The sequence below is a fragment of the Cognatiluteimonas telluris genome (assembly GCF_011320095.1).
In the GTDB taxonomy this organism is placed as follows: Bacteria; Pseudomonadota; Gammaproteobacteria; order Xanthomonadales; family Xanthomonadaceae; genus Cognatiluteimonas; species Cognatiluteimonas telluris.
Genome location: NZ_JAANOY010000013.1, coordinates 23,000 through 48,460, shown reverse-complemented (window position 1 = coordinate 48,460; position 25,461 = coordinate 23,000). Strand labels below are relative to the sequence as shown.

The following is a 25,461-nucleotide window of genomic DNA, read 5'->3' as shown; positions in this document are numbered from 1 at the left end:
GTAGGGCTCAACCCACTCCGGACAGCTTGCATACGAGATTGACTAGCAGGCCCTCGCCCATGCGCCGAGCCGCGCGTCCGGCACGTACGAGCGGGTGCGGCGGTTCCGGCAGTTGCGGCAAGTACACATGGCAGCTTGTCTTGAAATGGAAGTGCCGCGCCATGAACCACAGCTCGGCGGCGAGCGCTTCCTCGTTGGCACCTACACCATGCAGGCGGACATAGCGTTCCAGCGCCAACGTGGCGATCTGATCGCCATCGACGAGGGATTCGCGTAGCGGGTCGCCCTGCCACTGCATACGCACGGTGCCACGCTCCTCGTCCCAGTCGGATTCGTCCACCGGCCAGACCAGTGTGCCGTCCTGCAGGGAACGCGCGCACCCGATGCCATCGTGGCTCTCGCATGAATAGAGCGGCAGCAGGTTGGCGATGAAGCCGACGATGGCGGCGCTTTTGCCGCTCATGCGGCCACCTGTTCAACCAGTCCACGCACGTCGATCTTGCCGGTGACGGCGGCGGCGATCAGGGCGCTGCGGCGCTCCTTGAGAAGACCAATTCCGCCTTCGGTCTGCTTGCGCAAATCTCCTAATTTGGCGAGATTTTCTTCAATGTACTGCGCCAGAGCCAGTTGCTCATCCTTTGGCGGTGTGGCAATCCAGAACTCAGCGGCGTGGGCGATATTAAATTGCTCTTGGGCAGCTCCGTATTGCACAACTTCAACTTGATACCGAACCATTCGGCTATTCATGGCGAAACACAGCCAACGCGAATCAAAGTCGCCACGCCGAATTAGGACGACGGAGGCGCAGTTACCGCCTTCACACTCCGGCGGTACAACAGCAGTTACGCCTGGTGCGCCTACACGAACAGTCAACAGATCGCCAGCTGACAAGCGGGTCTTTGGTTGCCTCGCGCTGTCTTCTGGCGGGATGCGGCGACAAGAAGTCGTCGATATTACGCCTTCGGAAATGTCTCCGCCATAGATGAATGGCAATCCAAACTCGGAAATGTAATCGCTTGGATTAACAACAATTCCGACCGTTATTGACGGCGAGATCGACTTAAGACGTCGCATCTCCCAATGCTGTGGCACTTCGCCAAACCAGGGAATTCCCGAGTCTTTCATCGGGGCGTTGGGGTTGAGGCCGCGGGTGACGGCGAGGTAGATGGTGGCCTGGCGCTTTTCGGCCAGCAGCGCCAACAGCTTTTCCTGCTCGGCGATCAGGGTATCGATCTTGGCGGTTTCGTGGTCGAGGAAGTTGGCTATTGCAGCCTGCTCTTCCGCAGGCGCAGTCGGCACCACTACCTCGCCAATAATCGCGCCGTTTAGATTTGCCAGCCCAGTCGTGGAATTGGACAACAGATCTAGTTGTGCCCGTGCGAGACCGTTATTGAGGATGTACCAAGCAATCTTTGGAGAGAGCACGTGCCGGACTCGGATGCGTTGCATGAAGTTGGAGTAGCAGGCGTTTAACTCAGCCACGCCCCTATCAACGAGCGTGGTCTTTCCGATGTGCAACGCACTTCCGCTGGACTTTGTGAGCAGCAAGTCGCCTTCGGCGAGCAGCGCCGAAAGGCGATCCCTCTCTGAAAGTTTGCGCATCGCGGGGTCATCAATCCGCCAGCACCCGTCAACTGTCTGCTCTGTGGAGCGGAGTACAACGGTGTCATCAACGCCATCTGGCTCATCACCCCAAACGCCACCGTCGTTTCGATCGATAAGCCATTTAAAGCGACGTACCTCCCAGTGACTCGGCACATTGCCAAGCCATGGAATCCCACTTTTCTTGTACTCGCCATACTTCGGCAAACTCATTCCGCCAACTCCTCCAGCATCTTCATGATCCTGACCGACACCTGCTTCAGTTCCGCATCGATTTCCTCCAGCCGTCGCGGTGGCTCGAACACGTAGAAGTGGCGGTTGAACGGAATCTCGTAACCGACCTTGTTCTTGTCCTCGTCGATCCACGCATCGGCCGCATGCGGCAGCACTTCGCGCCTGAAGTACTCGCTGATGTCCTGCCCCAGCGACACGTTCTCGGTATCGCGCAGGCTGGAATCTGGCTGTGGTTTGCCCTTCTGTTTCCCCTTCTGGCCGAGGACGATGTTGCCGGCTTCGTCGCGCTGCGGGCGTTCGACGGTGATGGTGGTGTAGCCGAAATCCTCGTTGCGGAAGATGCGACTGATCGGCTTTCCGTCCTGCTCGGCCTCGACGAACTCGCCGAACAACCGGGTGATGGTGGCGATGTGATCGTCGCCCAGTTCCTTGCGCTTGCTGCCCAGCGACTTGCGCATCTTCTGCCAGAAGCCGCTGGCATCGATCAGCTGCAGCTTGCCGCGACGCGCGGCCGGTTTCTTGTTGGAGACGATCCAGACATAGGTGCTGATGCCGGTGTTGTAGAACATGTCGGTGGGCAGGCCGATGATGGCTTCCACCAGGTCGTTCTCAAGCAGGTAGCGGCGGATCTCGCTCTCGCCGCTGCCGGCGCCGCCGGTGAACAGCGGCGAGCCGTTGAGCACGATGCCGAAACGGCTGCCGCCTTCGTCGCCCACCCGCGGCGACATCTTCGACACCAGGTGCAGCAGGAACAGCATGGAGCCGTCGGACACGCGCGGCAGGCCGGGGCCGAAGCGGCCGTCGAAACCCTTGTCCTCGTGCTCCTTGCGCACGACCTTCTCGACCTTCTTCCACTCCACGCCGAACGGCGGGTTCGACAGCATGTAGTCGAACCTGCGGCGGGCAAAGCCATCCTCACTCAGGGTGTTGCCGGGCACGATGTTGCCCACGTCCTGGCCGCGGATCAGCATGTCGGCCTTGCAGATGGCGTAGGACTCGTCGTTGAGCTCCTGCCCGAATAGAGTCAGGCGCGCGGCAGGATTGTGCTGCATCAGGTGCTCGGCGGCGACCGAGAGCATGCCGCCGGTACCCGCCGTGGGGTCGTAGATGGTGCGCACCACGGCATTGCCGGGGCTGAGCACGTCGTCGTCCTCGATGAAGATCAGGTTAACCATCAGGCGGATGACTTCGCGCGGGGTGAAGTGCTCACCGGCGGTCTCGTTGGACAGTTCGGCGAACTTGCGGATCAGCTCCTCGAACACGTGGCCCATCTGCGCGTTGTCGACGCGGTCCGGGTGCAGGTCGATGTTGGCGAACTTCTCGGTCACTAGGTACAGCAGGTTGGACTTGGCCAGGCGCTCGACCTGGGCGTGGAAGTCGAAGCGCTCGAAGATGTCGCGTGCTTCGGGCGAGAAGTCCTGGATGTAGGAGTACAGGTTCCCGCGAATGTTGTCCTGGTCGCCTAGCAATTTGGGCAGGTCCATCGGCGAAGTGTTGTAGAACTTCGCCGCACCGACCTTGCGGCGCAGGAACGGATCGGGATTGATGCCGGCGTCGGTCTTCTTCTTGAGTTCGGCGAGGACCTTGTCCTTGGTGGGCGCCAGCACGCAGTCCATCCGGCGGAGCACGGTGAACGGGAGAATGACGCTGCCGTATTCGTGTGGCTTGTAGTCGCCGCGCAGCAGGTCGGCAACGGACCAGATGAAGGAGGAAAGGCTGGATTGATTCATTACTCTGCTTTTGATTCAGACAAAGACAAGGCTCCGGGCGGGAGAAGCCTGGCGGATCGCCCAGCGGGCAACCCCGCACCCAGCCCCTGGGAGTGCGTCGAATCCCCATGATGCCGGGATTTGCGTCGTACGGCTTGCGACGTGATTGGGAAAGCTGCAAGGACAAGCGGGCCTGGAGGCCGCGTGGTGCGCCCGCGCAGGATGCAGTCATGCGGCGGACTGGCCGGCTCATTCACTGCAACACAACCCCCGGCGCGGATCATGCCAGTGACTTTCCACGTACCGGAGCATCCAATGACAAGCGCCCGACAGGACATCGAACGGCTCGAGAATGCCTTCTGGAAATCGCTGGTCGCCCGCGATGCCGACGCCGCCACTGCCCTGCTCGCCCCGCAGGCGCTGATGGTGAGCAGCCACGGGACGATGCGCTTCGATCCGGCGCAGTACGCGGCGATGCTCAAGGATCCGAAGCACGGACTGCTGGAGTACACGCTGTCGGACATGGACGTGCTGTTCCCGGCGGACGATGTGGCCATCGCCACCTACCGGGCGCACCAGGCGATGCAGATGGATGGCAGGCGGATGGAGCAGGACGTGGTCGACTCGTCGACCTGGGTGAAGGTGGGTGGGGCGTGGAAGTGCGTCGCGCATACGGAGAGTGAGGCGCCGAAGCAGTGAGGGGGTGGTCGGCTGGTAGAGCTGGTTCCATGCGCGGCGGTCGCGGGGAGAGGGCTCGCGGCTGAAGCCGCTCCTGCCGAAGAGCGGCCGCGCCTGCGCGGGTGAAAGCGGGCATGACTTCGGTTGTGCTTTGGCTTGCAGCGGTACTTCCGGCACGTCCCCCTGTCCGGGTCCGCACCTAGCGTTGCGGCACTGCGACCATCGCTACCGGGGACCGTCATGCCGCACCTGGACCGCCGCCAGTTCCTCAAGCTCGCCGCCGCGCTGGGCGCGACGCTGGCCTGGGGTTGCAGCACGCTGCACCCTTCCTCCAGTGGCTGGCGCGAGCGGCGCGACCTGTTTCCGCAGGGCGTCGCGTCGGGCGATCCGGACGACCATAGCGTCCTGCTGTGGACTCGGCGCCCGTATGCCGATGGCCGCGAGCGCGCAACGCTGCTGGTCGAAGTGGCGGCGGATCCGGCGTTCACGCGCGTGATCGCGACGGCGTCGGCACCCGTACTGGCGCAGGCGGACTGGACCTGCCGAGTACTGGTCGGCGACCTGCCCGCGGGCGGCGAGTACTGGTATCGCTTCGTCGACGACGAAGGCAACGGCAGCCGGATCGGCCGCACGATGACGGCGCCCGCGCCGGACGACGGGCGCCCTACCCGCTTCGCCTTCGTCAGTTGCCAGAGCCTGCCAGAGGGCGCGATGAACGCCTGGCGCAGGATGATCTTCGAGGACGAGCAGGCGGCGCCCGACGAGCGGCTGGGCTTCGTGCTGCACCTGGGCGACTTCGTCTACGAGGTCATCCAGACGCCGGCGCAGGTCAAGGACGGGCATCGCTACGACCGCCGGATCAAGTTCCCGGTCAATTACGCGCACGGGCGGGCGGTCGCCAACAACCGCTTCACCGTGCCGGGGTCGCTGGACGATTACCGCGCGCTCTACAACGCCTACCTGCTCGATCCCGACCTGCAGGATGCGCGTGCGCGTTGGCCGTTCGTGGCGATCTGGGACAACCACGAGTTCTCGTGGCAGGGCTGGCAGTCGATCCAGGAATTCCCGGGCGAAGGCCAGATCCCGGCGCAGACGCTGAAGGTCGCGGCCAACCAGGCGTGGTTCGAGTTCCAGCCGGCGCGCGTGATGCCGCCGGGCCGGCCGCTGGACCGCTTCGACGCGCCGCTCGTGGTGGACACGCCGGTCACGCAGTTCGACGACGACGGCCTGGGGCGCGAACCCAACAACCTCGCCGCGATCGAGAGCCTGATCGCGTATCGCGCCCTGCGCTGGGGCCGGCACATCGACCTGATCCTGACCGACCAGCACAGCTTCCGCTCGCGCGATCCCGGCAACCGCGACGAGATCAACCCGCTGTTCGAAGGCGACAAGCTCGGCTGGGTGCCCGAGGAGCTGGCGATGCAGATCGACGCCGGCCGCGACTACGCCAACGGCCATCCGCCGGCGACGCTGTCGTTCGGCGACAAACACGTCGCCAACTACCGCGCCGGCGAAGCCGCGCAGACGGTGCTGGGCGCGAAGCAGAAGGCGTGGTTCCTCGCGCGCCTGCGCGCCGCGACCGCGACCTGGAAGATCTGGGGCAACTCACTGGGCACGCCCGACTGGCGCGTGGATCCGCAGCATCTCCCACCGACATTGGGGACATGGACGGGCGAAGGCTTCGCCGTCATGGCGACGGGCGACTGGGGCGGCACGTACCACGAGCGCGCGGAGATCTTCGATACGGTGCGCGATGCCGGCATCACCGGGTTCGCGATCGTTTCCGGCGATCGCCACAGCTTCTGGGCGGGGTACGCCGCGAAGGCACTGCCGCCTTCAGCGTTCGAGCCGGTGGGCGTCACCTTCGTCGGCGGTTCGATCTCGTCGCCGGGCATGGCCGAAGCCAACGAGCACAATCTCAAACCGGACAATCCGCTGCGCCCGTTGTACGTCGCCAATCCGGGCGGCGGCCCGCCGCAGCCCACGGTCAACCTGCTGATGCACCATGGCGTGCGCTCGGCGTTGGAATACGCCCGCAGCGGCGACCTCGACAAAGCGCACGCGGCGAGCAATCCGGAACTGGCGCCGCACCTGAGTTTCGTCGACATGGGCGGACACGGCTATTCCACGGTGCGCGTGGACGCCAGCACGCTGGCGACAGACTTCGTCTGCATCCCGCGCCCGATCGAGCGCAGCCCTCGCGCCGACGGCGGACCGCTGCGCTATCGCGTGCGCCACGAGGTGTCGCTCTGGCGTGCGGGCGAGGCGCCGCGGATGCGGCAGTCGGTGCTCGAAGGCGACGCCGGACTGGCGGTGTGACCGACGTGCGTTGACGGGCGATGTCCGCTCCGGGTCCAGGCAGCCTCCTGCGCACCCGTTCTAGGGCCCGTCGACGGGCCGGAGCGTTTTCGTCGGCCGGGGCGGCGGCACGCGCCGGGACATCAGAGCGTCTGCCTGTCTCTTGTTGAGCTGGTGCAGCGCGACCAGTTCATCCCAACGCGACCAGAACAGCACCGGATGCCGACCATTCAAGCTGAACAGCCGGTCGACTTCTCGTTCAATGGATTCCACGCGTGTCTCCATGGCGCACGCGTCGTTGCGAGTGCGAGTCACCAGACTAGCGGTCCGGTCGCGAACAAGCACGCTCGAACGCCACAGTTCAGGGAGTGCGCAAGGCGCGCACGCCCAGCCAGCCCTTGACTGCCGCGATCACCAGCGGCACCGCACCGAAGATGATGAACACCACGTCGCCCGGCAACCGCAGCCATTCGAACAGCAGCGAGCGTGAACTGCCGATCGCCTCCAGGCTGCGCGCATGCCAGTAGCCGTGCTGCACGACATCCCAGACCTGCAGGATGCCGCCCGGCAACAGGCTCATGAACACCATCATGGCCAGGCCGGCATTGGTCCCGAAAAACGACACCCGGATGTACTTCTCGATCGCCGGCCATCGCTCCTCGCTCGTGGCCTGGCGCAGCACGAACACCATCAGCGCGATGGCGAGCATGCCGAACACGCCCATCAGCGCCGCGTGCGCGTGGGTCGGCGTCACGCCGGTGCCGACTTCGTAGTAGCTGACGATCGGCAGGTTGACCAGCAACCCGAACATGCCCGCGCCGACGAAGTTCCAGAAGCCCACCGCCATCAGGAAGTAGAAGGTCCATTTGTGCGGAATCGCGATGTCCTTGCCGCAGGTCTCGCAATCCCCGCGCGTGGTGCGCACGAAATCCCAGGCATCCAGCGTCAGCAACGTCAGCGGCACGACTTCCAGCACCGAGAACATCGCCGACATCGCCATGCTGAAATTGCCGTTGCCGCTGAAGTACCAGTGATGGCCGGTCCCGATCACGCCGCCGAGGAAATACAGGATGGCGTCGAGGTAGATCACGCGCAGGGCCACGTTCCGGCGGGTGAGCCCCAGCTGGTAGAACGTCAGCGCGACGACGGTGGTGGCGAAGAATTCGAAATAACCTTCGACCCACAGGTGGATGATCCAGAAGCGCCAGGTGTCCACGACCGTGTAGTTGGTTTCCGCGCCATAGAACAGCGCCGGGATGTAGAACACCGGGATCGCGAGGGCCGCCAGCAGGAACATCACCGACAGCGGCCGCGCCGCCGCGTTCGCCACTTCGCGCGGGCGCGCCATGGCCCAGAGCATGGCGAACCACACGAACAATCCTGCGACCAGGAGGTATTGCCAAACGCGGCCGAGTTCGAGGTACTCCCAGCCCTGGTCGCCGATCCAGAACCACCATGTCCCCAGCGATTGCAGGATGCCTGCCCAGACGCCGAGCAGGCTGCCGGCGATCACCAGCACGAAGGCGCCGAACAGCACGTGCACCCAGGGGCGGAACCAGCGCGGCTCCTCCGCCCGCAGGCTGCGGGCAAGGAACAGCGCGGCGGCGACGAAGCTGGTCGCGATCCAGAAGATCGCCGTCTGCAGGTGCCATGCGCGCAGCAGGTTGCTGGGGAAGATCGTCTCGAGCTGGAAGCCGTAGAAACTCGCCGGATCGGTGCGGTAATGCGCGGTCGCGCCGCCCACCAGCGTCTGCATCAGGAACAGCAGCGCGACGACCACGTAGAACTTCACCAGCGCGCGCTGCCCCGCGCTGGATTCGCCGGGACGCACGTTGGGGCGGATGTGGTGGTCGTGGCTGATCCACCCCAGGTAGTCGAACTTGCCGAACGCGAGCAGCACGGCCGCGATGCCGCCCAGCAGCACCAGCAGGCTCAGCGCGCTCCACAGCAGGGCATTGGGCGTGGCGACGTTGCCCACGCTGGGGTCATAGGGGAAGTTGTTGGTGTAGGAGGATGCTTCCCCCGGGCGGGCGGCCACCGATGCCCAGGCGGCCCAACTCACGAACGCGCTGAACTGCCGCAGTTCGGTCGCGTCGCTGACCAGCGCCGCATGCAGGCCGCCATTGCGCGCCGGGTGCAGGAAATAATCCGTCCACACCGCGACCTCGTCCCGATACGCACGCGCTTCGGCCGCGGTCAGGCGCAGGGTATCGCTGGATGCCTCGAAGCGATTGGTCTTCAGTTGCACCGCCGTCTGCGCATGCACCGAGGCCAGCTGGCCTGGCGACAACGCCTCCAGTGGCCGGTGGTATTGCTGCCGTGCGATGGCGCGGGCGCAGGACTCGCCGACCCGATGCAACGTCGCCGCCGCGTAATCCGGTCCCAGGTACGCGCCGTGGCCCCAGATGCTGCCGTTGTCCATCAGCCCGTACTTCAGGAACACCGCCTGCCCGGCGCGGACATCGTCGCCGCTGAAGACCAGCACGCCCTGGGCATCGACCGTCCGCGCCGGAACCGGCGGCGCAAGGTGATAGGCCGACATCGTCATCGCGCCCAGCCCGGCGAACCCGAGCACCAGCACGATCACGACCGTGCGCAGCCACCAGGGCGACAGCGCGGGATCGTCAGACGTGAGCGGTTGGGCGGCGGTGTGCATGCGTGCGGCCCCGCGGTGCGCCGCAAGCGGCAGGCGTCGAGTGTAACCAGATGGCCAGGCGCCCATGTCCACGCCCGATGCGCCGGGTGAAGCCGGCGTCCCGGGGTTTGCCGCTACCATCGGCCGGTCATCCGGGAGGCCACGCATGGTCCAGGGCACGCAGCATTCGGCGGAGGATCCGCGCAACGCGGACATCTGGATCTGGATCAACGGCGCGCTGAAGCCGCGCGAGCAGGCGGTGGTGTCGGTGTTCGACAGCGGCTTCGTGCTCGGCGACGGGGTGTGGGAAGGCCTGCGCGTGGCCGGTGGGCAGCCGCTGTTCCTGGAGGCGCACCTGGACCGGCTGTACGAGGGGGCGAAGGCGCTGATGCTGGACATCGGGCTGGACCGTGCCGGGCTGACGCGCGCCATCGAGCAGACCCTGCAGGCCAACGGCATGGAGGGCGATGGCGTGCATGTCCGGCTGATGGTCACCCGTGGCGTCAAGCGCACGCCCTACCAGGATCCGCGGGTGGTGGTCGGGCCAGCCACCATCGTGATCATCCCCGAATACAAGACCGCCTCGGCCGCGAGCGCCGAGCGCGGGATCTCGCTGTTCACGGTGCACGTGCGCCGCGGTTACCCGGATGTACAGGACCCCAAGCTCAATTCGCACAGCAAGCTCAACTGCATCACCGCCTGCATCCAGGCCTACACCGCCGGCGCCGACGAGGGGCTGATGCTGGATCCGCATGGCTTCGTCGCCACCTGCAACTCCACCCACTTCTTCATCGTGCGCAAGGGACAGGTGTGGACGTCGACCGGCGAGTATTGCCTGGGCGGGATCACCCGCGGCAACGTGATCGCGCTGTGCCGCGAAAACGCGATCCCGGTGTTCGAGAAATCCTTCAGCCTCACCGACGTCTATGGCGCCGACGAGGCCTTCGTCACCGGCACCTTCGCCGGCGTGGTGCCGGTGCATACGATCGATGGACGCCGGATCGGCGATGCGGATGTCGCCGGGACCGGCAACGCCCGGGGACCGATGGTCGAGCGCCTGCAGGGGCTGTACCAGGGCCTGGTCGCGCGCGACGTGGCGCATCGCAAGGCCATGGCGCCGGCGCGATGACGCTGCGCGTGGCGATGTGGTCGGGGCCGCGCAACATCTCCACCGCGATGATGCGGGCCTGGGAGAACCGCGGTGACTGCGCGGTCAGCGACGAGCCGCTGTACGCGCATTACCTGGCACGCACGGGGCTGGATCATCCCGGGGGCGCGGACGTCATCGCACGGGGCGACACCGACTGGCGGCGCGTGGTCGACACCCTGCTCGGCCCGGCGCCGGGCGATGCGCCGGTCTGGTACCAGAAGCACATGGCGCACCACCTGCTGCCGGGGATGGACCACGCCTGGATCGCGCGACTGCGCAACGTGCTGCTGATCCGCGCTCCGCGCGAGGTGGTGGCGTCCTACGTCAAGTCGCGCGCCACGGTGACGGCCGACAACATCGGACTGCCGCAGCAGCTGGCCCTGTACGAGGAATTGTGCGCCACGGGGACCGCGCCACCGGTGATCGATGCGGGCGATTTCCTGCGTGACCCGGAAGGCTACCTGCGCGCGTTGTGCGGCTGGCTGGGGATCGATTTCACCCCACGCATGCTGCATTGGCCGACCGGGCCGCGCGACAGCGACGGGGTGTGGGCGCCGCATTGGTACGCGCATGTGTGGGCGTCGACCGGGTTCGAGGCGCCGGTCGCGCGCGAGGTCGCCCTGCCCGATGCCGCGGCGGCGGTCGCCGAGGCATGCCAGGGATCCTACCGGCGACTGCACGCGGAGCGGATGCGGGTGTAGCGTCTCGCCTGCGGCCGCACGGGGAGCCGCGACGCACCGTGGATCCGCGAACGCCGGTCCTGCGTGGCGACGAGGCGACCGGGGTGCGGGTGGGTCGGGTGTGGTCGAACCAGGCCGGCGACCCGCCCGCGGCAGCGCATGGGAAGCACGTGTATCCGACGCGGCGCATTACTGACGAGCCATTGGGCGGTGGCGATCGCGACCCGATCGCGGTCCGAGGTGGAGGGCGCGCGCGGGTGCATCGTTACCGTCAGTGCTTCGGCAACCGCGCTCGTCGGGTGCGCAGCGCCCGGCTGCGATGACGATCGTGCGCGCCTGTGGATGCCCCTAGCCGGGCCGACCACCGGCAGCGCGATCCTGCCGGGCGAGGCCCTCCAGGAACGCCTGGCTGCCCATGGCGCGGGCAAACAGGTAACCCTGTCCGAACGGCACGCGCCAGCGGCGCAGGATCTCCACCTGGGATCGGCGCTCGATGCCTTCGGCGATCATGCCCAGCGACAGGGCATGCGCCATCTCGACGATATGGGCCGCGACCTGGCTGGTGACGGTGGTGCCGTCGATGGTGTCGACAAAGGCCTTGTCGATCTTGATGACGTCCAGGTTGAACTGCACCAGCTCGGCCAGGCTGGAATAGCCGGTCCCGAAGTCGTCGACCGCGACGCACAGACCGGTGGCGCGCAGGCGATCGATCAGGCTGCGCACGTGGACGGTGTCGGACAACCCGCGCTCGGTGATTTCCAGGTGCAGCTGCGCGGGGCGGATGCCGGTGCGGGCGACCAGGTCGTGGAGCAGCGCCTCCAGGCCCGGCTCGCGCAAGTCCTGCCGCGACAGGTTGATCGAGAGGAAGGCGTCGTCGTCGCGCGCCGCCAGCGCGGTCAGCGTGGGCGCGACCAGCCGCAGCATGTCGAGGGTGATCGCATGGATCAGTCCGGTCTCTTCCGCGGCGGGGATGAAGAGGTCCGGGCGGATGAGATTGCCGCCCGGCCGCTTCCAGCGGATGAGCGCTTCCGCCCCGACCCAGGCCTCGTCCTCCAGCCGCACCACCGGTTGGAATTCGACGAAGAATTCGCGATTGCGCAGGCCTGAGCGGATCACTGCCGGCAGCGACATCTGCACCTTCGCCACGCGCCTGACCGCGTAGGCGAGCAGCAGTCCGGTGAACACGCCGATGGGCACGAGGATCCTGGCGAACTGCGCCAGCTCGCGTCCGTAATCGTCCTCGTTCATGGCGACGACAGCGAGCAGATCGGCGTCCTGCGAGCGCACCTGGGACACGATGTTGCGGCCGATCGGCCGCGTGGACTGGTGGCCGGGCGCAAGGTCGTCGACTCCAGGCATCCACGCCGGCAGGAAGCGGCCGCGGGTGGCCAGCGTGCGTTGGCCGGCCAGGCTGATGATCGCCAGCGAGACGCCGCGCTCGGCCACGGTGGTATCCACCGGCAGCGACTTGTGGATCACCGCGATGAACCTGTCGTTGCCGACGCCGATGAACGCCTTGTCGGGGGCAAACCGGAAACGCAGCTCGGGCCAGACGCGGTATCCATTGGCGGTGACGAGGTCGGGCTTGCCGACGTCGAGCGGCACTTCGAACTGGCCGTAGGACGCACACACGATGCGGCCGCCCTGGAGCCGGCCGACGAACTGGATGTAACTGGACTGGGCGTCGATGCGCTGCATCACCTGGCGCCGCAGCAGGCTGCACGGCGGCAGGTCGGGCGTGGCGGCGAGCAAGGTGAACGCATCGCCGATCTGGCGCAAGGTGTCCTCGCTGCGACGCATGACGTCGCGGGCGTAGAACAATGCCCGCTGCTCCTGCTGGGCGCGCGCCTGCTGCCGGGCGAGGAGTACCGAGGCGGCGATCGGCAGCAGCGTCGCCACGGCGCCGAGCAGCAGCACCAGCGGCATCAGGTAATGGCGGCGTGGAGCATCCATTCGCATTCGCGATCCACTGAGAGGTGGGATGGGGCACCCGCCGGCCTGGCGCGCGGCAGACTTATCACGAACCGGGGTGCAGATGTGTGGACGGGGGCAACGGCGGGACCGGGCCGTTCCGGCCAGGCGGTCGGCCCCTGGGGTAACGGCACCTGCCGTGCTGGGCGGCACCCGCGCCGGCACCGGAAAGGCGGGAGCCATCCCCGGCAGGCAAGGCCGGGCCGGCCCCGGGGCCGCTCCTAGAATGGCGGGGTGAGCGCGCCGTCCCGCAAGATCATCCACGTCGACATGGACGCCTTCTATGCGTCGGTGGAGCAGCGCGACGATGCGTCCTTGCGTGGGCGGCCGGTGGTTGTGGCGTGGCGCGGGAATCGCTCCGTCGTCTGCGCGGCGTCGTACGAGGCGCGGGTGTTCGGGGTGCGCTCGGCGATGCCGGCGGTGCGGGCCGAGCGCCTGTGTCCGCAGGCGGTCTTCGTACCGCCGGATTTCGTCCGCTACAAGGCGGTGTCGCGCCAGGTGCGGGCGATCTTCGCGCGACATACGGACCTGATCGAGCCCTTGTCGCTGGACGAGGCCTACCTCGACGTCACCCATGCGACCGCCCTGCCCTCGGCGACGGCGACCGCGCAGGCGATCCGTGCGGCGATCCGCGAGGAGACGCAGCTGACCGCGTCGGCGGGGGTGGCGCCGAACAAGTTCATCGCCAAGATCGCATCGGATTTCCGCAAGCCCGATGGGCTGTTCGTGGTGCGGCCGCAGCAGGTGGAGGACTTCCTGGCGCCGCTGGCGGTCGGGCGGCTGCCCGGCGTGGGCCGGGTGATGGAAGGCAAGCTCGCGGGCCTGGGGATCGGCTCCGTGGGCGACCTGCGGGTGCTGCCGGTGGAGCAGCTGGAAGCGCGCTTCGGCCGTTGGGGGCGGCGGCTGCACGAGTTGGCGTTCGGGATCGACGAGCGGCCGGTGGTGTCGGAGCGGCCGACGCTGCAGATCTCCGCCGAGGACACCTTCGCCAGCGACCTGCTGCTGGATGAGCTGGCACCGCACATCGAGCGGCTGGCGGAGAAGGCCTGGGCGTCGTACCAGCGCGAGCAGGTGGAGACGCCGGGGCGCCTGGCGCGGACGGTGGTGCTGAAGCTGAAGACGAGCGACTTCCAGATCCTGACGCGGAGCCTGACGCCGGCGGAGCGCCCGGGCTCGCTGGAGGCATTCGTGTCGATTGCTTGCGGCCTGCGCGAGCGCGTCGGGCTGCCGTCGCGGACGCGATATCGCTTGGTGGGCGTGGGGTTGGGAGGGTTCATCGATCCGCATGCGTTCGATCCCCAGGCGGAGTTGTTTGGGGAAGACGGGTCCCGCTAGGTGGGCATCGGGTCGGCTGGATTTCGCCGCCTCGCCGTTTGGGGATCGAAGTGCGGCGCACCCTCATCCGCCCTTCGGGCACCTTCTCCCGGAGGGAGAAGGGGACAGCCGGCGGCACCTTCTCTCGGAACAGCCGACGGCACCTTACCCGGAGGGAGAAGGCACGCGAAACGGAAAAGGTGAGCGTTGAGGCGGGGTTGTCGTTTTCGGTGGGCGACGCGAGACTCGCGATTCCTCGGCCTTCAGCGCCTTGACCGGAGACCCCATGAACGTCCTGCTTCCGACCTTGCTGCTGTCCCTGCTCGCACCCGCCGCCGTCGCCGCGGATGCGCATTACACGATCGATCCGGCCCACACCTACCCGAGCTTCGAGGCCGACCACATGGGCATTTCGATCTGGCGCGGCAAGCTCGACAAGAGCAGCGGCGGCATCACGCTGGATCGGGAAGCCGGTACCGGCAAGGTCGACGTGGTCGTGGACCTGTCGAGCATCGATTTCGGATTGCCGACGCTGAACGACTGGGCGAAATCCGGCAAGTTCTTCGATGTCGCCCAGCATCCGACCGCGACCTATGCCGGCACGCTCGACGGCTTCGCCAATGGCGCGCCGACGCGGGTGGTCGGCACGCTGACGCTCAACGGGGTCAGCCGTCCGCTGACGCTGCATATCGACCACTTCAAGTGCATCCCGCACCCCATCTTCAAGCGGGAACTGTGCGGCGCCGATGCGACCGGCAACTTCGACCGCAGTGAGTTCGGATTGAGCGCCGGCAAGGATTACGGATTCAGCATGGATGTCGCGCTGCGGATCCAGGTGGAGGCGTTGAAGGACGCCTGAGGTGCGCGGCAGCGACGTGCGACTGCGACGACGGCGGCGTGGTCGCCCGGCGGCCTGCTGCTGGCGTGCGCCAGCGCCGGTAGCCACGCACGCTGCGACGTCCGCGCCCGTCGCTGCCCCCCGGTAGCAGCGGCTTCAGCCGCGTACTCTTTGGAACGTTGCGGAAACGGATGGGAAGAGCTCGCGGCTGAAGCCGCTCCTACGACGGCAGTGAGGATCGAACCGCTCCCGAGAAGCGGAAGGGCCTGTGGCGCCCGATTACAATGGCGGTTTCGCACTGCCGGAGCCCGCCATGTCCCTCGCCATTTCCAGAGTTCCGACGCCGGTCAACGAGCCGGTCAAGTCCTACGCGCCCGGGTCGCCTGAACGGGCGAGCCTGGCGTCGAAGCTGGCGGAACTGTCGGCGACCCAGACCGAGATGCCGCTGGTCATCGACGGCAAGGACGTGCGCACGGGGAAGACCGGGCGCGCGGTGATGCCGCACCGGCATGCGCACGTGCTGGGCGAATTCCACCAGGGCGGCGCGGCGGAAGTGCAGTCGGCGATCGACGCCGCGCTGCGCGCGCAGAAGGGATGGGCGGCGCTGCCGTGGGAGGCGCGCGCTTCGGTCTTCCTGAAGGCGGCCGACCTGCTGGCCGGGCCGTACCGCGACGTGCTCAACGCGGCGACCATGCTGGGCCAGAGCAAGACCGCGCACCAGGCCGAGATCGACAGCGCGTGCGAACTGATCGACTTCTTCCGCTTCAACGTCGCCTTCTACGAGCAGCTGCTGCGCGAGCAGCCGCAAAGCTCGCCCGGGATGTGGAACCGGCTCGAGCACCGGCCGCTGGAAGGCTTCGTGTTCGCGGTGTCGCCGTTCAACTTCACCTCCATCGCCGGCAACCTGCCGACGGCGCCGGCGCTGTGTGGCAACACGGTGGTGTGGAAGCCGGCGAGCACGGCGGTGTACAGCGCGCACTTCCTGATGCAGCTGTTCCGCGAGGCGGGCCTGCCCGATGGCGTGATCAACCTGGTCAGCGGCAGCGGCGGCGACGTCGGCGATCCGGTGCTCGCCAGCAGGCACCTGGCCGGAATCCATTTCACCGGCTCGACCAAGGTCTTCCACCAGATGTGGCGCACGGTCGGCGACAACATCGACAAGTACGTCAGCTATCCGCGCCTGGTCGGTGAAACCGGCGGCAAGGACTTCATCGTCGCCCATCCGAGTGCGGATCCGGTCGCATTGACCACGGCGATCGTGCGCGGCGCTTTCGAATACCAGGGGCAGAAGTGCTCGGCCGCCAGCCGCGTCTACGTCCCGTCGAACCTGTGGCCGAAGATCAAGGACGAGCTCGCCGCGCTGGTCGGCGGGATGAAGATGGGCGACGTCGCCGACTTCTCCAACTTCGTCGGCGCGGTGATCGACGGCGCAAGCTTCCGCACCCAGAAGGCGGCGATCGACGAGGCGAAGGCATCCGGCACCGCCGAGATCCTGGTGGGTGGCGAGTACGACGACAGCGAAGGCTGGTTCGTGCGCCCGACGATCATCGTCACCAGGGACCCCAATTACCGCACGCTGTGCGACGAGCTGTTCGGACCGGTGCTGACGGTGCACGTCTATGACGAGTCGGAGTGGGTCCAGACGCTGGACCTGGTCGACTGCACCAGTCCCTATGCGCTGACCGGCGCGGTCTTCGCGCAGGACCGCTACGCGATCGAGCAGGCGATGGAACGCCTGCGCAATGCGGCCGGCAACTTCTACATCAACGACAAGCCGACCGGCGCCGTCGTGGGGCAGCAGCCGTTCGGTGGTGCGCGCGCATCCGGCACCAACGACAAGGCCGGATCGATCCTCAACCTGATCCGCTGGATCAGCCCGCGCAGCATCAAGGAGACCTTCGTGCCTGCGCGCGACTACCGCTATCCGTACATGGAGTCCTGAGGCCGCTGCCCTCGCCCGCTAGTCGCCGCGCGGCCGGCGGCGAGCCGGCCCAGGATTTCCTGCACCGAGTCCAGCCCGACCGGCTTGACCAGGTGGAAATCGAAGCCGGCACGCTGGGTGCGCTGCTTGTCTTCTTCGCTGCCCCAGCCGGTGACCGCGACCAGCACGGTGCTGGCGCGGCGCGGATCGGCGCGCAGCCGCTTGGCAATCTCGTGGCCGTCCATGAGCGGCAGGCCGATGTCGCAGACGACGACGTCCGGGTCGAAATCCTCGGCCGTGCGCAACGCGTCCTCGCCGCTGTACTCGACCCGGGCCTCGTAGCCGTCCAGGCGCAGCATGATCGCCAGCGAGTCGGCGGCATCGACGTTGTCGTCCACCACGAGCACCCGGACGTCGCGCGACCCCTCATGCGCGCTCGCGTGCCGCATCGGGGTCGCGACGGCAGCTTTGTCGACTGCGGGCAGCCGCAGGGTGAAGGTGCTGCCCTGGTCGCTGCCGGCACTGCACGCGCTGACGCTGCCGCCGTGCAGGTCCATCAGCCGTCGCACCAGCGACAGCCCGATGCCCAGGCCGCCCTGCGCCCGCTCCAGGGTGCGGTCGACCTGGGTGAACATGTCGAACACGTGCTCGAGCATCTCCGGCGGGATGCCGACGCCGTCGTCGCTGACGCGCACGACCGCCTCGCCCGCCTCCTCGGCCAGCGAGACCGCGATGCAGCCGCCGCTGGGGGTGTACTTGGCGGCGTTGTTGATCAGGTTGCTGATCACCTGCGCCAGGCGCAGCGGGTCGCCCATCACGCAGACCTGCGTGTCGGGCAGCGACAGCTGCAGGGTGTGGCTGCCGGCAGTGATCGCCGGCTGGCTGCCTTCGATCGCCGACTCGATGATCGCGCGCATGTCGACGCGCTCGCGCTGCAGCACGACCTTGCCGGTGGCGATGCGGGAAACGTCGAGCAGGTCGTCGATCAGCTTGACCAGCAGCCGCAACTGGCGCTGCATCATTTCGCGCACGCGCGCGGATTCCGGGCTGTCGGCGGGCAGCATCGACTGCACGCTCAGGCCGGTGCGGATCGGCGCCAGGGGGTTGCGCAGTTCGTGGGCGAGGGTGGCGAGGAATTCGTCCTTGCGGCGGTCGGCGTCGCGCAGGGCGCGCTCGACGTGGCGCAACTCCATCATCTGGTCGCGCAACTGGTACTGCCGCCGCCGCGCGCGCAGGGCGGCGAGCACCGCGCTCACCATCGAGCGCGCCGACACCGGGCGGTCGAGCACGGTCACGTTGGTCAGCACCGACAACACGCGCTCGACGACGGGCGAATGCCGGCGATCGGGCGTGAGCAGGATCACCGGGACATCCGACCACGACGGTTGCGCGGCCAGCACCTCGAGCACCCCGGCGATGTCCGGCCCCGCAAGGGCGACGTCGGTCAGCATCAGCGCGCCGACGCCTTCCTGGATTTCCGCCGCCAGCGATTCGAGCCCGTCGAACGCCTCGCAGTACACGCCCGCCTGGTCGAGCAGCGCGCAGGTGACCTCTCCGTCACGCCGGGTTGGCGCGGCGATCAGGACGCGGACGTTGCGCTCGGGTTTGGAGTCAGGCGCCATCGACCCGCGCGTGCGATCGCTGGTTGAGTTGGTCGTGGCTTTCGTGGGCGTGTTCGTCGGAAGGCACGCCGGTCAGCACGCCGCGCAGCGCCACCAGCGGCTCGCTCAGGTGGATGCCATCGGCGTCGAACCAGATCTGCCGGATCGATTCCTCGTGCGCGCCGCTGCGCTTCTTGAGCGTGGAGATCGCCTTCTTGACCCGGCCGGAATGTTCGAACATCCGCAGCATCACCACCGCGTCGGCGAGGTAACTGGTGTCCGCGGGCGAGCGCATGTTGGGGCCCATCAGCCCGCTCTGCGCCGCGACCAGGAACGTCGCCACGCCACGGTTGTTAAGGTAGGAAAGCAACTCGCGCAGCTGCACCATCAACGACTTGTCGTCGGGCATCGCATTGAGATAGCCGTTGAGGCTGTCGATGACGACGATCCGCGCGTCGTCGCGCTCCACCGCGTGGCGAACGAGCTGCGCGAACTCGCCCGGAGTGATCTGCGCTGGATCCAGCTGGCGCACGCTGACCTCTCCCTCGCCGTTGCCTTCCCTGATCCGGATGCCGAGTCCGGCGGCACGGGCCAGGAGGATCGCCTTGGTCTCCTCGAACGCGAAGATCGCCGCATGGTCGCCCTGCGCGGCTGCCGCGGCGGCGTATTGGAGCGCGACCGTGGACTTGCCGGTGCCCGGCGGACCGACGATCAGCGTCGCGGTGCCGCGGTCGATGCCGCCGCCCATCAATGCGTCGAGCCCGGCGACGCCGCTGGCGACCATGTCGCGCTCGAATGCGGAGCCGTGCTCGGAGGCGGCCAGGCGCGGATAGATCTCAAGGCCGCCGTGGCGGATCGACAGGTCGTGAAACCCACTGCGGAAGTCGCTGCCGCGGAACTTGACCACGTGCATCTGCCGCAGCGCGCTGCCGTAGGTGGGCGGCCGGTGGTCGAGCGAGATCACGCCGTGGGCAATGCTCTGCAGCTGCCGGTCCGAGCCTTCCGCGGTACGGTCGTCCAGCAGCAGCACGGTGCAGTTGCGGCCGATGAAGAACTGCTTGAGCGCGAGGATCTGTCGCCGGTAGCGCAGCGAGGTCTGGGCCAGCAGGCGCAGTTCCGACAACGAGTCGAACACCATCCGGGCGGGCCTGAAACGCTCCACCGCGTCGAGCACCTTGCGCGTGGTCTGGGTCAGCTCGACTTCGACCGGGTGGTACATGGTGACGTCCTGGTCCCCGATCAGGTCACGATCGTCGCTGACCAGCTCCAGGATCTCGATGCCGTCCAGCGACCAGCCGTGCGACCTGGCGCCGGCGATGAGTTCGTCGCGACTTTCGGACAGGGTGACGTACAGGCATCGCTCGCCTTGGCGGATGCCTTCGAGCAGGTACTGCAGGGCGAGCGTGGTCTTGCCCGCGCCGGGATTGCCGTCCAGCAGATACAACCGTCCGGCGAGCAGGCCACCGTGCAGGATTTCGTCCAGGCCGGGCACTCCCGTCGGGGAGCGTTCGAAAGTGGCTTTTTCCATTGGGTCCCCTTGGGACTTCGAAGGCGGGCCAGCCATCGAGGGATGCTCGCGGCGACGCAAAGTTTACTTTGCGGTGTCAACGCCGAGTGATGGCGCCACTGCGCGCTCGCGATGCGGCTCTGCCGGGGAGGATCGCGCGGCGTGCGCGGCAGTTGCCTTGGGCGGAGCGCATCGCGCAAGCGTGCGCGGCACTGCCAGCGGACGACGAGCCCGCGCTTGCACGCGCGGATCGACGATCAGGACATGCGTGAATGCGCGGGGTCCGCGGCGCGACGGCGCACCGAGCGACCGCATGCGGATCAGCTCAGGGCACGGCCTTGAGGTTGTCCAGCACCGGGGTCTTCGGCCGCTGGATCACCAGGAACCCATGGTCGGCGATCCTGTGGCAGCCCGAGCACGCGGCCGACAGGCCGTCGTAGGCAGATTCGAACGCCTGCGTGTCGTGGTTGTCGATGGCGTCGCGCAGCCTGGACACCGCCGGTTTCATCATCATTGGCAGCACGTCGGCCAGGCGTTGCGGTTGCAGCGCGGCGGCGTCGCCGTTTTCAGCGACCACGTCGTCGAGCGCTTCGTTGAGCTCGGCCAGCTGGAACTGCGCCAGCAGCCAGTTCTGGTTCTCGCCCGCGGCCCACAGGCGCGCATGGCGGATCTGCAGGTTGAGCATCTGCTGCCCGAGCTCGGCCTTGGGCGCCTGCATTTGGGCGGCCTGCGCCTGCGCCTTCTGCAGGGCATCGACCTGCGCGTGCAATTCGGTGATCTGCTGGGCGACGCCGGCATCGGGCGCGCGCGAGCAGGCGGCGAGCAGGAGGGCGGCAGCGATGAGGATGGCGCGCAGGGGCATGGCGGGATCCGGGTGGGCGGAAACATCGAATGATAATCGTTTGCGTTACCAACCGGGCCCTGCGCATCCGGCTGAATCCGTGGCCCGGGAAGGCCGCAGGGCGCACCGGGGGTTCGCGCAGGGTGCGTTGTCATGCCCCCGGGTGCGCTTCGCTGATCCGGGCTACGCATCCGGTTGAAACCGTAGCCCGGGTAAGGCCGCAGGCCGCACCCGGGGTGTGCGCGGAGACCTGGTGCTTGCCGAACTGCCGCCACAAGGCCTGGATCAGCGCTTTCGCGTGCGGCGCCAGACGCTTTCGACCAGGATCAGCGCGAGTCCGACGAACAGCAGCGCGCCTTCCACGCCGGGCGACCACGGCAGGCGTGGAAGCGCCAGCCAGCACACCGCCAGCCAGGCGAGCACCGCAACGGCGAAACTGCCGTCGTCGACGAACAGCGCGGCCAGTTCGCCGGCCATCGTGCGCAGCCAGTTCATGCGGCGGCTCCCGGTGCACGGCAGGCGCGAGCGAGCAGCAGCGCGATGGCGAGGTAGCCGACGACGAGGGCGAACACCGCCCAGTCGTGCAGCGGCCAGGCGATTCCGATGCCCTCGCCCACCCAGAACGTGCCGAAGGCCGACAGCAGCACGCCGACGGCGAACTTCAGCGTGTTCTCCGGCACCCGTGCCAGCGGACGGTGCACGACCACGCCCAGGGCGAGGACGACGATGAAGGCTGCCAACGCGCCCAGGCTCGCCGACCACAGCAGCTTGCCGCCGGCGCCGGCGCCGATCGCGATGACGGTGAACACCACTTCGATGCCTTCGAGCATCGTGATCTTGAACGCAGCCGCGAAACCGACCTTGTCCCACGCCGCGCGCCGCGCCGCTCCTGTCGACAGCAGTTGCGTCTGCCGCGCATAGATCGCCGCCTCGTCGTGCATCGCGATGACGCCGGCCGCGCGCAGGATCGCCTTGCGCAGCCAGCGCAGGCCGAACAGCAGCAGCAGCGCACCCACCACCAGCTGGATCGACGCCAGCGGAATACGCGTGAGCAGCGTCCCGAGCATTCCGACCAGCGCCAGCAGCACCAGCGTCGCCGCGGCCGCGCCGCCCAATGCATCGCGCCAGCCCCGGACCACGCCGACGGCGAGGACGACTGTCAACGCCTCTACGAATTCCACCAGCGACGCCAGGAAGGCGGCGACGAATGCGGGTCCGGCATGGATCCAATGATTGATCAAAGGGCACTTCTCCCGGGCAGCCATCGGTCACCGGCGCGATGGACGCTGCGCGCCGCGCTCCAGACAATACGCGTGCCGCGGTCGACGCGCCGCTCACCTGCCCACGGAGCCGTCCATGCGTGTCCCGCTTTACCAGGTCGACGCTTTCGCCAGCCGCCGGTTCACCGGCAATCCTGCCGCAGTGATGCCACTGCCGGCGTTCGTGGAAGATGCGCTGCTGCAGGCAATCGCGGCGGAAAACAACCTGGCCGAAACCGCGTTCCTGGTGGCCGATGGCGATGATTACCGGATCCGCTGGTTCACGCCATGGATCGAAGTGCCGCTATGCGGACACGCGACGCTGGCCAGCGCGGCGGTAGTGATGGAACGCTTGCAACCGGGGCGCCAGCGCGTGATCTTCCATTCGGCCAGCGGACCGTTGACGGTCGAACGCCGCGGCGATGGGTATGCGATGGATTTTCCGGCCCGGGCTTCCGAAGACATTGCCGTATCACCGGCAGTGGCGAAGGCATTGGGCGTAAGGCCACTCGCGTTGCGGGTCAACGAGTTCAATTACATGGCGTTACTGGACAGCGAACGCACGGTACGCGAACTCGTGCCGGACCTGGCGGCCGTGGCGGCGCTGGACCGCAGCGGATTGATCGTCACCGCGCGCGGCGACGGCGAATTCGACTTCGTCAGCCGCTACTTCGCACCCGCCAAGGGAATCGCCGAGGATCCGGTGACGGGTGGCGCGCATTGCATGCTCGCGCCGTTCTGGTCGCAGCGGCTGGGCAGGAATGAATTCCGCGCTTACCAGGCATCGCGCCGTGGCGGCGAACTGCGCTGCCGGCTGGAAGGCGCACGCGTGCTGCTGGACGGGCGATGCGTGTTTTACATGGAAGGGGAAGCGGAGATCGGGTGATGGAAATCGCCGGGCCGCCGCCGGCGCGCGATCGGACGTCGCCATCGACTCGACTGACGCTGCACCCGCAGCCGAAGCAATCCATCACCTAAAGAAAAAGCGGGCCCCAAGCCCGCTTTCTCAAAAAGTCCAGCAATCGCGCCCGAGCTCACGCCGCCGGCACGCCCTCGCCTTCCTCGACGGCCTTCATCGACAGGCGGATGCGGCCCTGCTTGTCGACTTCCAGCACCTTGACCTTGACGATGTCGCCTTCCTTGAGCACGTCGCTGACCTTCTCCACGCGGTCGTTGGAGATCTGCGACACGTGGACGAGGCCGTCCTTTCCGGGCGAGATGGTCACGAACGCGCCGAAGTCCATCAGCTTGGCGACCTTGCCCTCGTAGATGCGGCCGGGCTCGACATCGGACGTGATCTGCTCGATGCGCGACTTCGCAGCCTGGCCGGCGGCGGCATTCACCGAGGCAATCGTGATCGTGCCGTCGTCCTGGATGTCGATCTGGGTGCCGGTCTCCTTGGTGATCGCCTGGATGACCGAACCGCCCTTGCCGATCACTTCGCGGATCTTGTCGGGGTGGATCTTGATCGTGATCAGGCGCGGCGCGAAGTCCGACAGCTCGGCGCGTGGCGCGGTCAGCGCGTGCGCCATCTCACCGAGGATGTGCAGTCGACCCTGCTTGGCCTGCGCCAGCGCGGTCTTCATGATCTCCTCGGTGATGCCCTGGATCTTGATGTCCATCTGCAGCGCGGAGATGCCGTTGCTGGTGCCGGCGACCTTGAAGTCCATGTCGCCCAGGTGGTCCTCGTCGCCGAGGATGTCGGACAGCACGACGTAGTTGTCGCCTTCCTTCACCAGGCCCATCGCGATGCCGGCGACCGGCGCCTTGATCGGCACGCCGGCATCCATCAGCGCCAGCGACGAACCGCAGACCGAGGCCATCGACGACGAACCGTTCGACTCGGTGATTTCCGACACGACGCGGATGGTGTACGGGAACGCCTCCATCGTCGGCATCACCGCCAGCACGCCGCGCTTGGCGAGGCGGCCGTGGCCGATCTCGCGGCGCTTGGGACCCATCATGCGACCGGCTTCGCCGACCGAATAGGGCGGGAAGTTGTAATGGAACAGGAAGTGTTCCTTGTACTCGCCGGCGACGGCATCGATGATCTGGCCATCGCGCGCGGTGCCGAGCGTGACTGCGACGATCGCCTGGGTCTCGCCACGGGTGAACAGCGACGAGCCATGCACGCGCGGCAGGATGCCGACGCGCGATGCGATCGGACGCACGGTGTCGAGCTGGCGGCCGTCGATGCGGACCTTGGTGTCGAGCACCGAGCCACGCATGGTCTGGTATTCGAGCTCGCCGAATTCCTTCGACATCTCGCCCGCGTTCCAGCCGGCTTCCTCGGCGCGGCCGGCGAGCGACTGCATCACGTCCTTCTTGATGGCCGAGATCGCGTCGCGGCGCTGCAGCTTGTCGCGCACCTGGAAGGCTTCGGCCAGCTTGTTGCCGACGGCTTCCTTCAGCGCGGCGATCATGGCGTCGTTCTTCGCCGGAGCCTGCCAGGTCGACGGCTTGGTGCCGGCTTCCACCGTCAGCTCGTTGATGGCGTTGATGACCTTCTGCATCTCGCGGTGACCGAACATCACGGCGCCGAGCATCACGTCTTCGGACAGTTCCTTCGCCTCGGACTCGACCATCAGCACCGCGTTGGCGGTACCGGCGACGACGAGCTCGAGCTCGGAATCCTTCAGCTCGCTGACGGTCGGGTTGAGCAGGTACTGACCGCCCTTGTAGCCGACCTTGGCGGCGGCGATCGGGCCCTGGAACGGGGTGCCGGCCAGCGACAGCGCGGCGGAGGCGCCGATCAGCGCGAGCACGTCGCCGTCGATCTCCGGGTTCATCGACATGACGGTGGCGATGATCTGGACTTCGTTCTTGTAGTCCTCGGGGAACAGCGGGCGGATCGGGCGATCGATCAGGCGCGAAATCAGCGTTTCCTTTTCGGTCTGCCGGCCTTCGCGCTTGAAGAAGCCGCCCGGGATGCGGCCGCCGGCGTAGAACTTCTCCTGGTAGTCGACGGTGAGCGGGAAGAAATCCTGCCCTTCGCGCGCGCTCTTGGCCGCGACCGCGGAAACCAGCAGTACGGTGCCCTCGCACGAGACCATGACCGCGCCGCCGGCCTGGCGGGCGATCTCGCCGGTCTCGAGCGTGACCTGGTGGTTGCCGTACTGGAAGCTCTTGGTGATTTTTGCCACGTTGGAATTCCTTGATGTCTTGATCGATGAACCGTGCGGAGCCCTTGCTCCGGACGGGCGGCGGTCGTGGATGACGGCCT

20 protein-coding genes are annotated in these 25,461 nt (G+C 67.2%); 8 read left to right on the top strand and 12 right to left on the bottom strand.

The genetic code is table 11. The features are described from left to right. Nucleotides 1–7 precede the first annotated feature (7 nt). From G7B67_RS08370 to G7B67_RS08360, 3 genes are read right to left on the bottom strand one after another with little or no spacing between them, the layout of a single operon-like run. On the bottom strand, nucleotides 8–463 hold the full coding sequence (locus G7B67_RS08370) for a hypothetical protein (RefSeq protein ID WP_166210770.1): 456 nt from the start codon (nucleotides 461–463) through the stop codon (nucleotides 8–10). Then, nucleotides 460–1,815, bottom strand: coding sequence for a restriction endonuclease subunit S domain-containing protein (locus tag G7B67_RS08365; RefSeq protein WP_166210767.1), 1,356 nt, complete (start codon nucleotides 1,813–1,815; stop codon nucleotides 460–462). The genes G7B67_RS08370 and G7B67_RS08365 overlap by 4 nt, the downstream gene beginning before the upstream one ends. Beyond that, nucleotides 1,812–3,566 carry a type I restriction-modification system subunit M gene (locus G7B67_RS08360; protein WP_166210764.1) on the bottom strand — a complete coding sequence of 585 codons (1,755 nt, stop codon included), beginning with the start codon at nucleotides 3,564–3,566 and terminating at the stop codon, nucleotides 1,812–1,814. The genes G7B67_RS08365 and G7B67_RS08360 overlap by 4 nt, the downstream gene beginning before the upstream one ends. A 294-nt stretch (nucleotides 3,567–3,860) precedes the next feature. Here G7B67_RS08360 and G7B67_RS08355 point away from each other — a divergent pair, with 294 nt between their 5' ends. Both G7B67_RS08355 and G7B67_RS08350 read left to right on the top strand, forming a co-directional pair. Continuing rightward, nucleotides 3,861–4,244, top strand: a complete 384-nt coding sequence (locus G7B67_RS08355; RefSeq protein ID WP_166210761.1) for a nuclear transport factor 2 family protein — start codon at nucleotides 3,861–3,863, stop codon at nucleotides 4,242–4,244. Between the two features lie 219 nt (nucleotides 4,245–4,463). Continuing rightward, entirely contained in the window at nucleotides 4,464–6,542 is a 2,079-nt protein-coding gene (locus G7B67_RS08350) for an alkaline phosphatase D family protein (RefSeq protein ID WP_166210758.1), read from the top strand. A 60-nt stretch (nucleotides 6,543–6,602) separates the two neighbouring features. Here G7B67_RS08350 and G7B67_RS08345 read toward each other — a convergent pair whose 3' ends face one another. Beyond that, nucleotides 6,603–6,794, bottom strand: coding sequence for a hypothetical protein (locus tag G7B67_RS08345; RefSeq protein WP_166210755.1), 192 nt, complete (start codon nucleotides 6,792–6,794; stop codon nucleotides 6,603–6,605). Nucleotides 6,795–6,882: 88 nt separating this feature from the next. Continuing rightward, nucleotides 6,883–9,177: a nitric-oxide reductase large subunit gene (locus tag G7B67_RS08340; RefSeq protein ID WP_166210752.1), complete on the bottom strand. Its 2,295-nt coding sequence runs from the start codon at nucleotides 9,175–9,177 to the stop codon at nucleotides 6,883–6,885. Between the two features lie 145 nt (nucleotides 9,178–9,322). Here G7B67_RS08340 and G7B67_RS08335 point away from each other — a divergent pair, with 145 nt between their 5' ends. Next, nucleotides 9,323–10,285: an aminotransferase class IV gene (locus G7B67_RS08335; protein ID WP_166210749.1), complete on the top strand. Its 963-nt coding sequence runs from the start codon at nucleotides 9,323–9,325 to the stop codon at nucleotides 10,283–10,285. Beyond that, the gene (locus G7B67_RS08330) at nucleotides 10,282–11,007 is read left to right on the top strand and encodes a sulfotransferase (RefSeq protein WP_166210746.1); all 726 of its coding nucleotides are present in this window, start codon (nucleotides 10,282–10,284) and stop codon (nucleotides 11,005–11,007) included. The genes G7B67_RS08335 and G7B67_RS08330 overlap by 4 nt, the downstream gene beginning before the upstream one ends. A 327-nt stretch (nucleotides 11,008–11,334) precedes the next feature. Here the strand turns inward: G7B67_RS08330 and G7B67_RS08325 are convergent, their stop codons facing one another. Beyond that, nucleotides 11,335–12,939 carry an EAL domain-containing protein gene (locus tag G7B67_RS08325; RefSeq protein WP_166210743.1) on the bottom strand — a complete coding sequence of 535 codons (1,605 nt, stop codon included), beginning with the start codon at nucleotides 12,937–12,939 and terminating at the stop codon, nucleotides 11,335–11,337. A 252-nt stretch (nucleotides 12,940–13,191) separates the two neighbouring features. Here G7B67_RS08325 and dinB point away from each other — a divergent pair, with 252 nt between their 5' ends. The 3 genes from dinB to pruA all read left to right on the top strand — a co-directional run bounded on the left by dinB (nucleotide 13,192) and on the right by pruA (nucleotide 17,051). After that, nucleotides 13,192–14,292 (top strand): DNA polymerase IV, encoded by a 1,101-nt coding sequence (gene dinB, locus G7B67_RS08320; protein WP_166210740.1) that lies wholly within the window; start codon nucleotides 13,192–13,194, stop codon nucleotides 14,290–14,292. 265 nt (nucleotides 14,293–14,557) lie between these two features. Then, a complete protein-coding gene (locus G7B67_RS08315) occupies nucleotides 14,558–15,130 on the top strand; it encodes a YceI family protein (protein WP_166210737.1) in 573 nt (190 codons plus the stop codon). 292 nt (nucleotides 15,131–15,422) lie between these two features. Next, nucleotides 15,423–17,051, top strand: coding sequence for an L-glutamate gamma-semialdehyde dehydrogenase (gene pruA, locus G7B67_RS08310; protein WP_166210735.1), 1,629 nt, complete (start codon nucleotides 15,423–15,425; stop codon nucleotides 17,049–17,051). Here pruA and G7B67_RS08305 read toward each other — a convergent pair. From G7B67_RS08305 to G7B67_RS08285, 5 genes are all read right to left on the bottom strand, one after another. Beyond that, complete coding sequence (locus tag G7B67_RS08305) at nucleotides 17,030–18,652, bottom strand: ATP-binding response regulator (RefSeq protein WP_166210732.1); 1,623 nt, start codon at nucleotides 18,650–18,652, stop codon at nucleotides 17,030–17,032. The genes pruA and G7B67_RS08305 overlap by 22 nt on opposite strands. Continuing rightward, a complete protein-coding gene (locus G7B67_RS08300) occupies nucleotides 18,642–20,159 on the bottom strand; it encodes an ATPase domain-containing protein (protein ID WP_166210730.1) in 1,518 nt (505 codons plus the stop codon). Before G7B67_RS08300 ends, G7B67_RS08305 begins: the two co-directional genes overlap by 11 nt. 304 nt (nucleotides 20,160–20,463) lie before the next feature. Continuing rightward, the gene (locus G7B67_RS08295) at nucleotides 20,464–21,000 is read right to left on the bottom strand and encodes a hypothetical protein (RefSeq protein ID WP_166210727.1); all 537 of its coding nucleotides are present in this window, start codon (nucleotides 20,998–21,000) and stop codon (nucleotides 20,464–20,466) included. A 264-nt stretch (nucleotides 21,001–21,264) separates the two neighbouring features. Next, nucleotides 21,265–21,474, bottom strand: a complete 210-nt coding sequence (locus G7B67_RS08290; protein WP_166210724.1) for a hypothetical protein — start codon at nucleotides 21,472–21,474, stop codon at nucleotides 21,265–21,267. Next, nucleotides 21,471–22,220 (bottom strand): COG4280 domain-containing protein, encoded by a 750-nt coding sequence (locus G7B67_RS08285; protein WP_207780892.1) that lies wholly within the window; start codon nucleotides 22,218–22,220, stop codon nucleotides 21,471–21,473. Before G7B67_RS08285 ends, G7B67_RS08290 begins: the two co-directional genes overlap by 4 nt. A gap of 115 nt (nucleotides 22,221–22,335) precedes the next feature. On the opposite strand from G7B67_RS08285, the gene G7B67_RS08280 reads away from it, so the two are divergent. Further along, nucleotides 22,336–23,124 (top strand): PhzF family phenazine biosynthesis protein, encoded by a 789-nt coding sequence (locus tag G7B67_RS08280; protein ID WP_166210718.1) that lies wholly within the window; start codon nucleotides 22,336–22,338, stop codon nucleotides 23,122–23,124. Between the two features lie 148 nt (nucleotides 23,125–23,272). Here the strand turns inward: G7B67_RS08280 and pnp are convergent, their stop codons facing one another. After that, complete coding sequence (gene pnp, locus G7B67_RS08275; RefSeq protein WP_166210715.1) at nucleotides 23,273–25,381, bottom strand: polyribonucleotide nucleotidyltransferase; 2,109 nt, start codon at nucleotides 25,379–25,381, stop codon at nucleotides 23,273–23,275. Nucleotides 25,382–25,461: the final 80 nt, after the last annotated feature.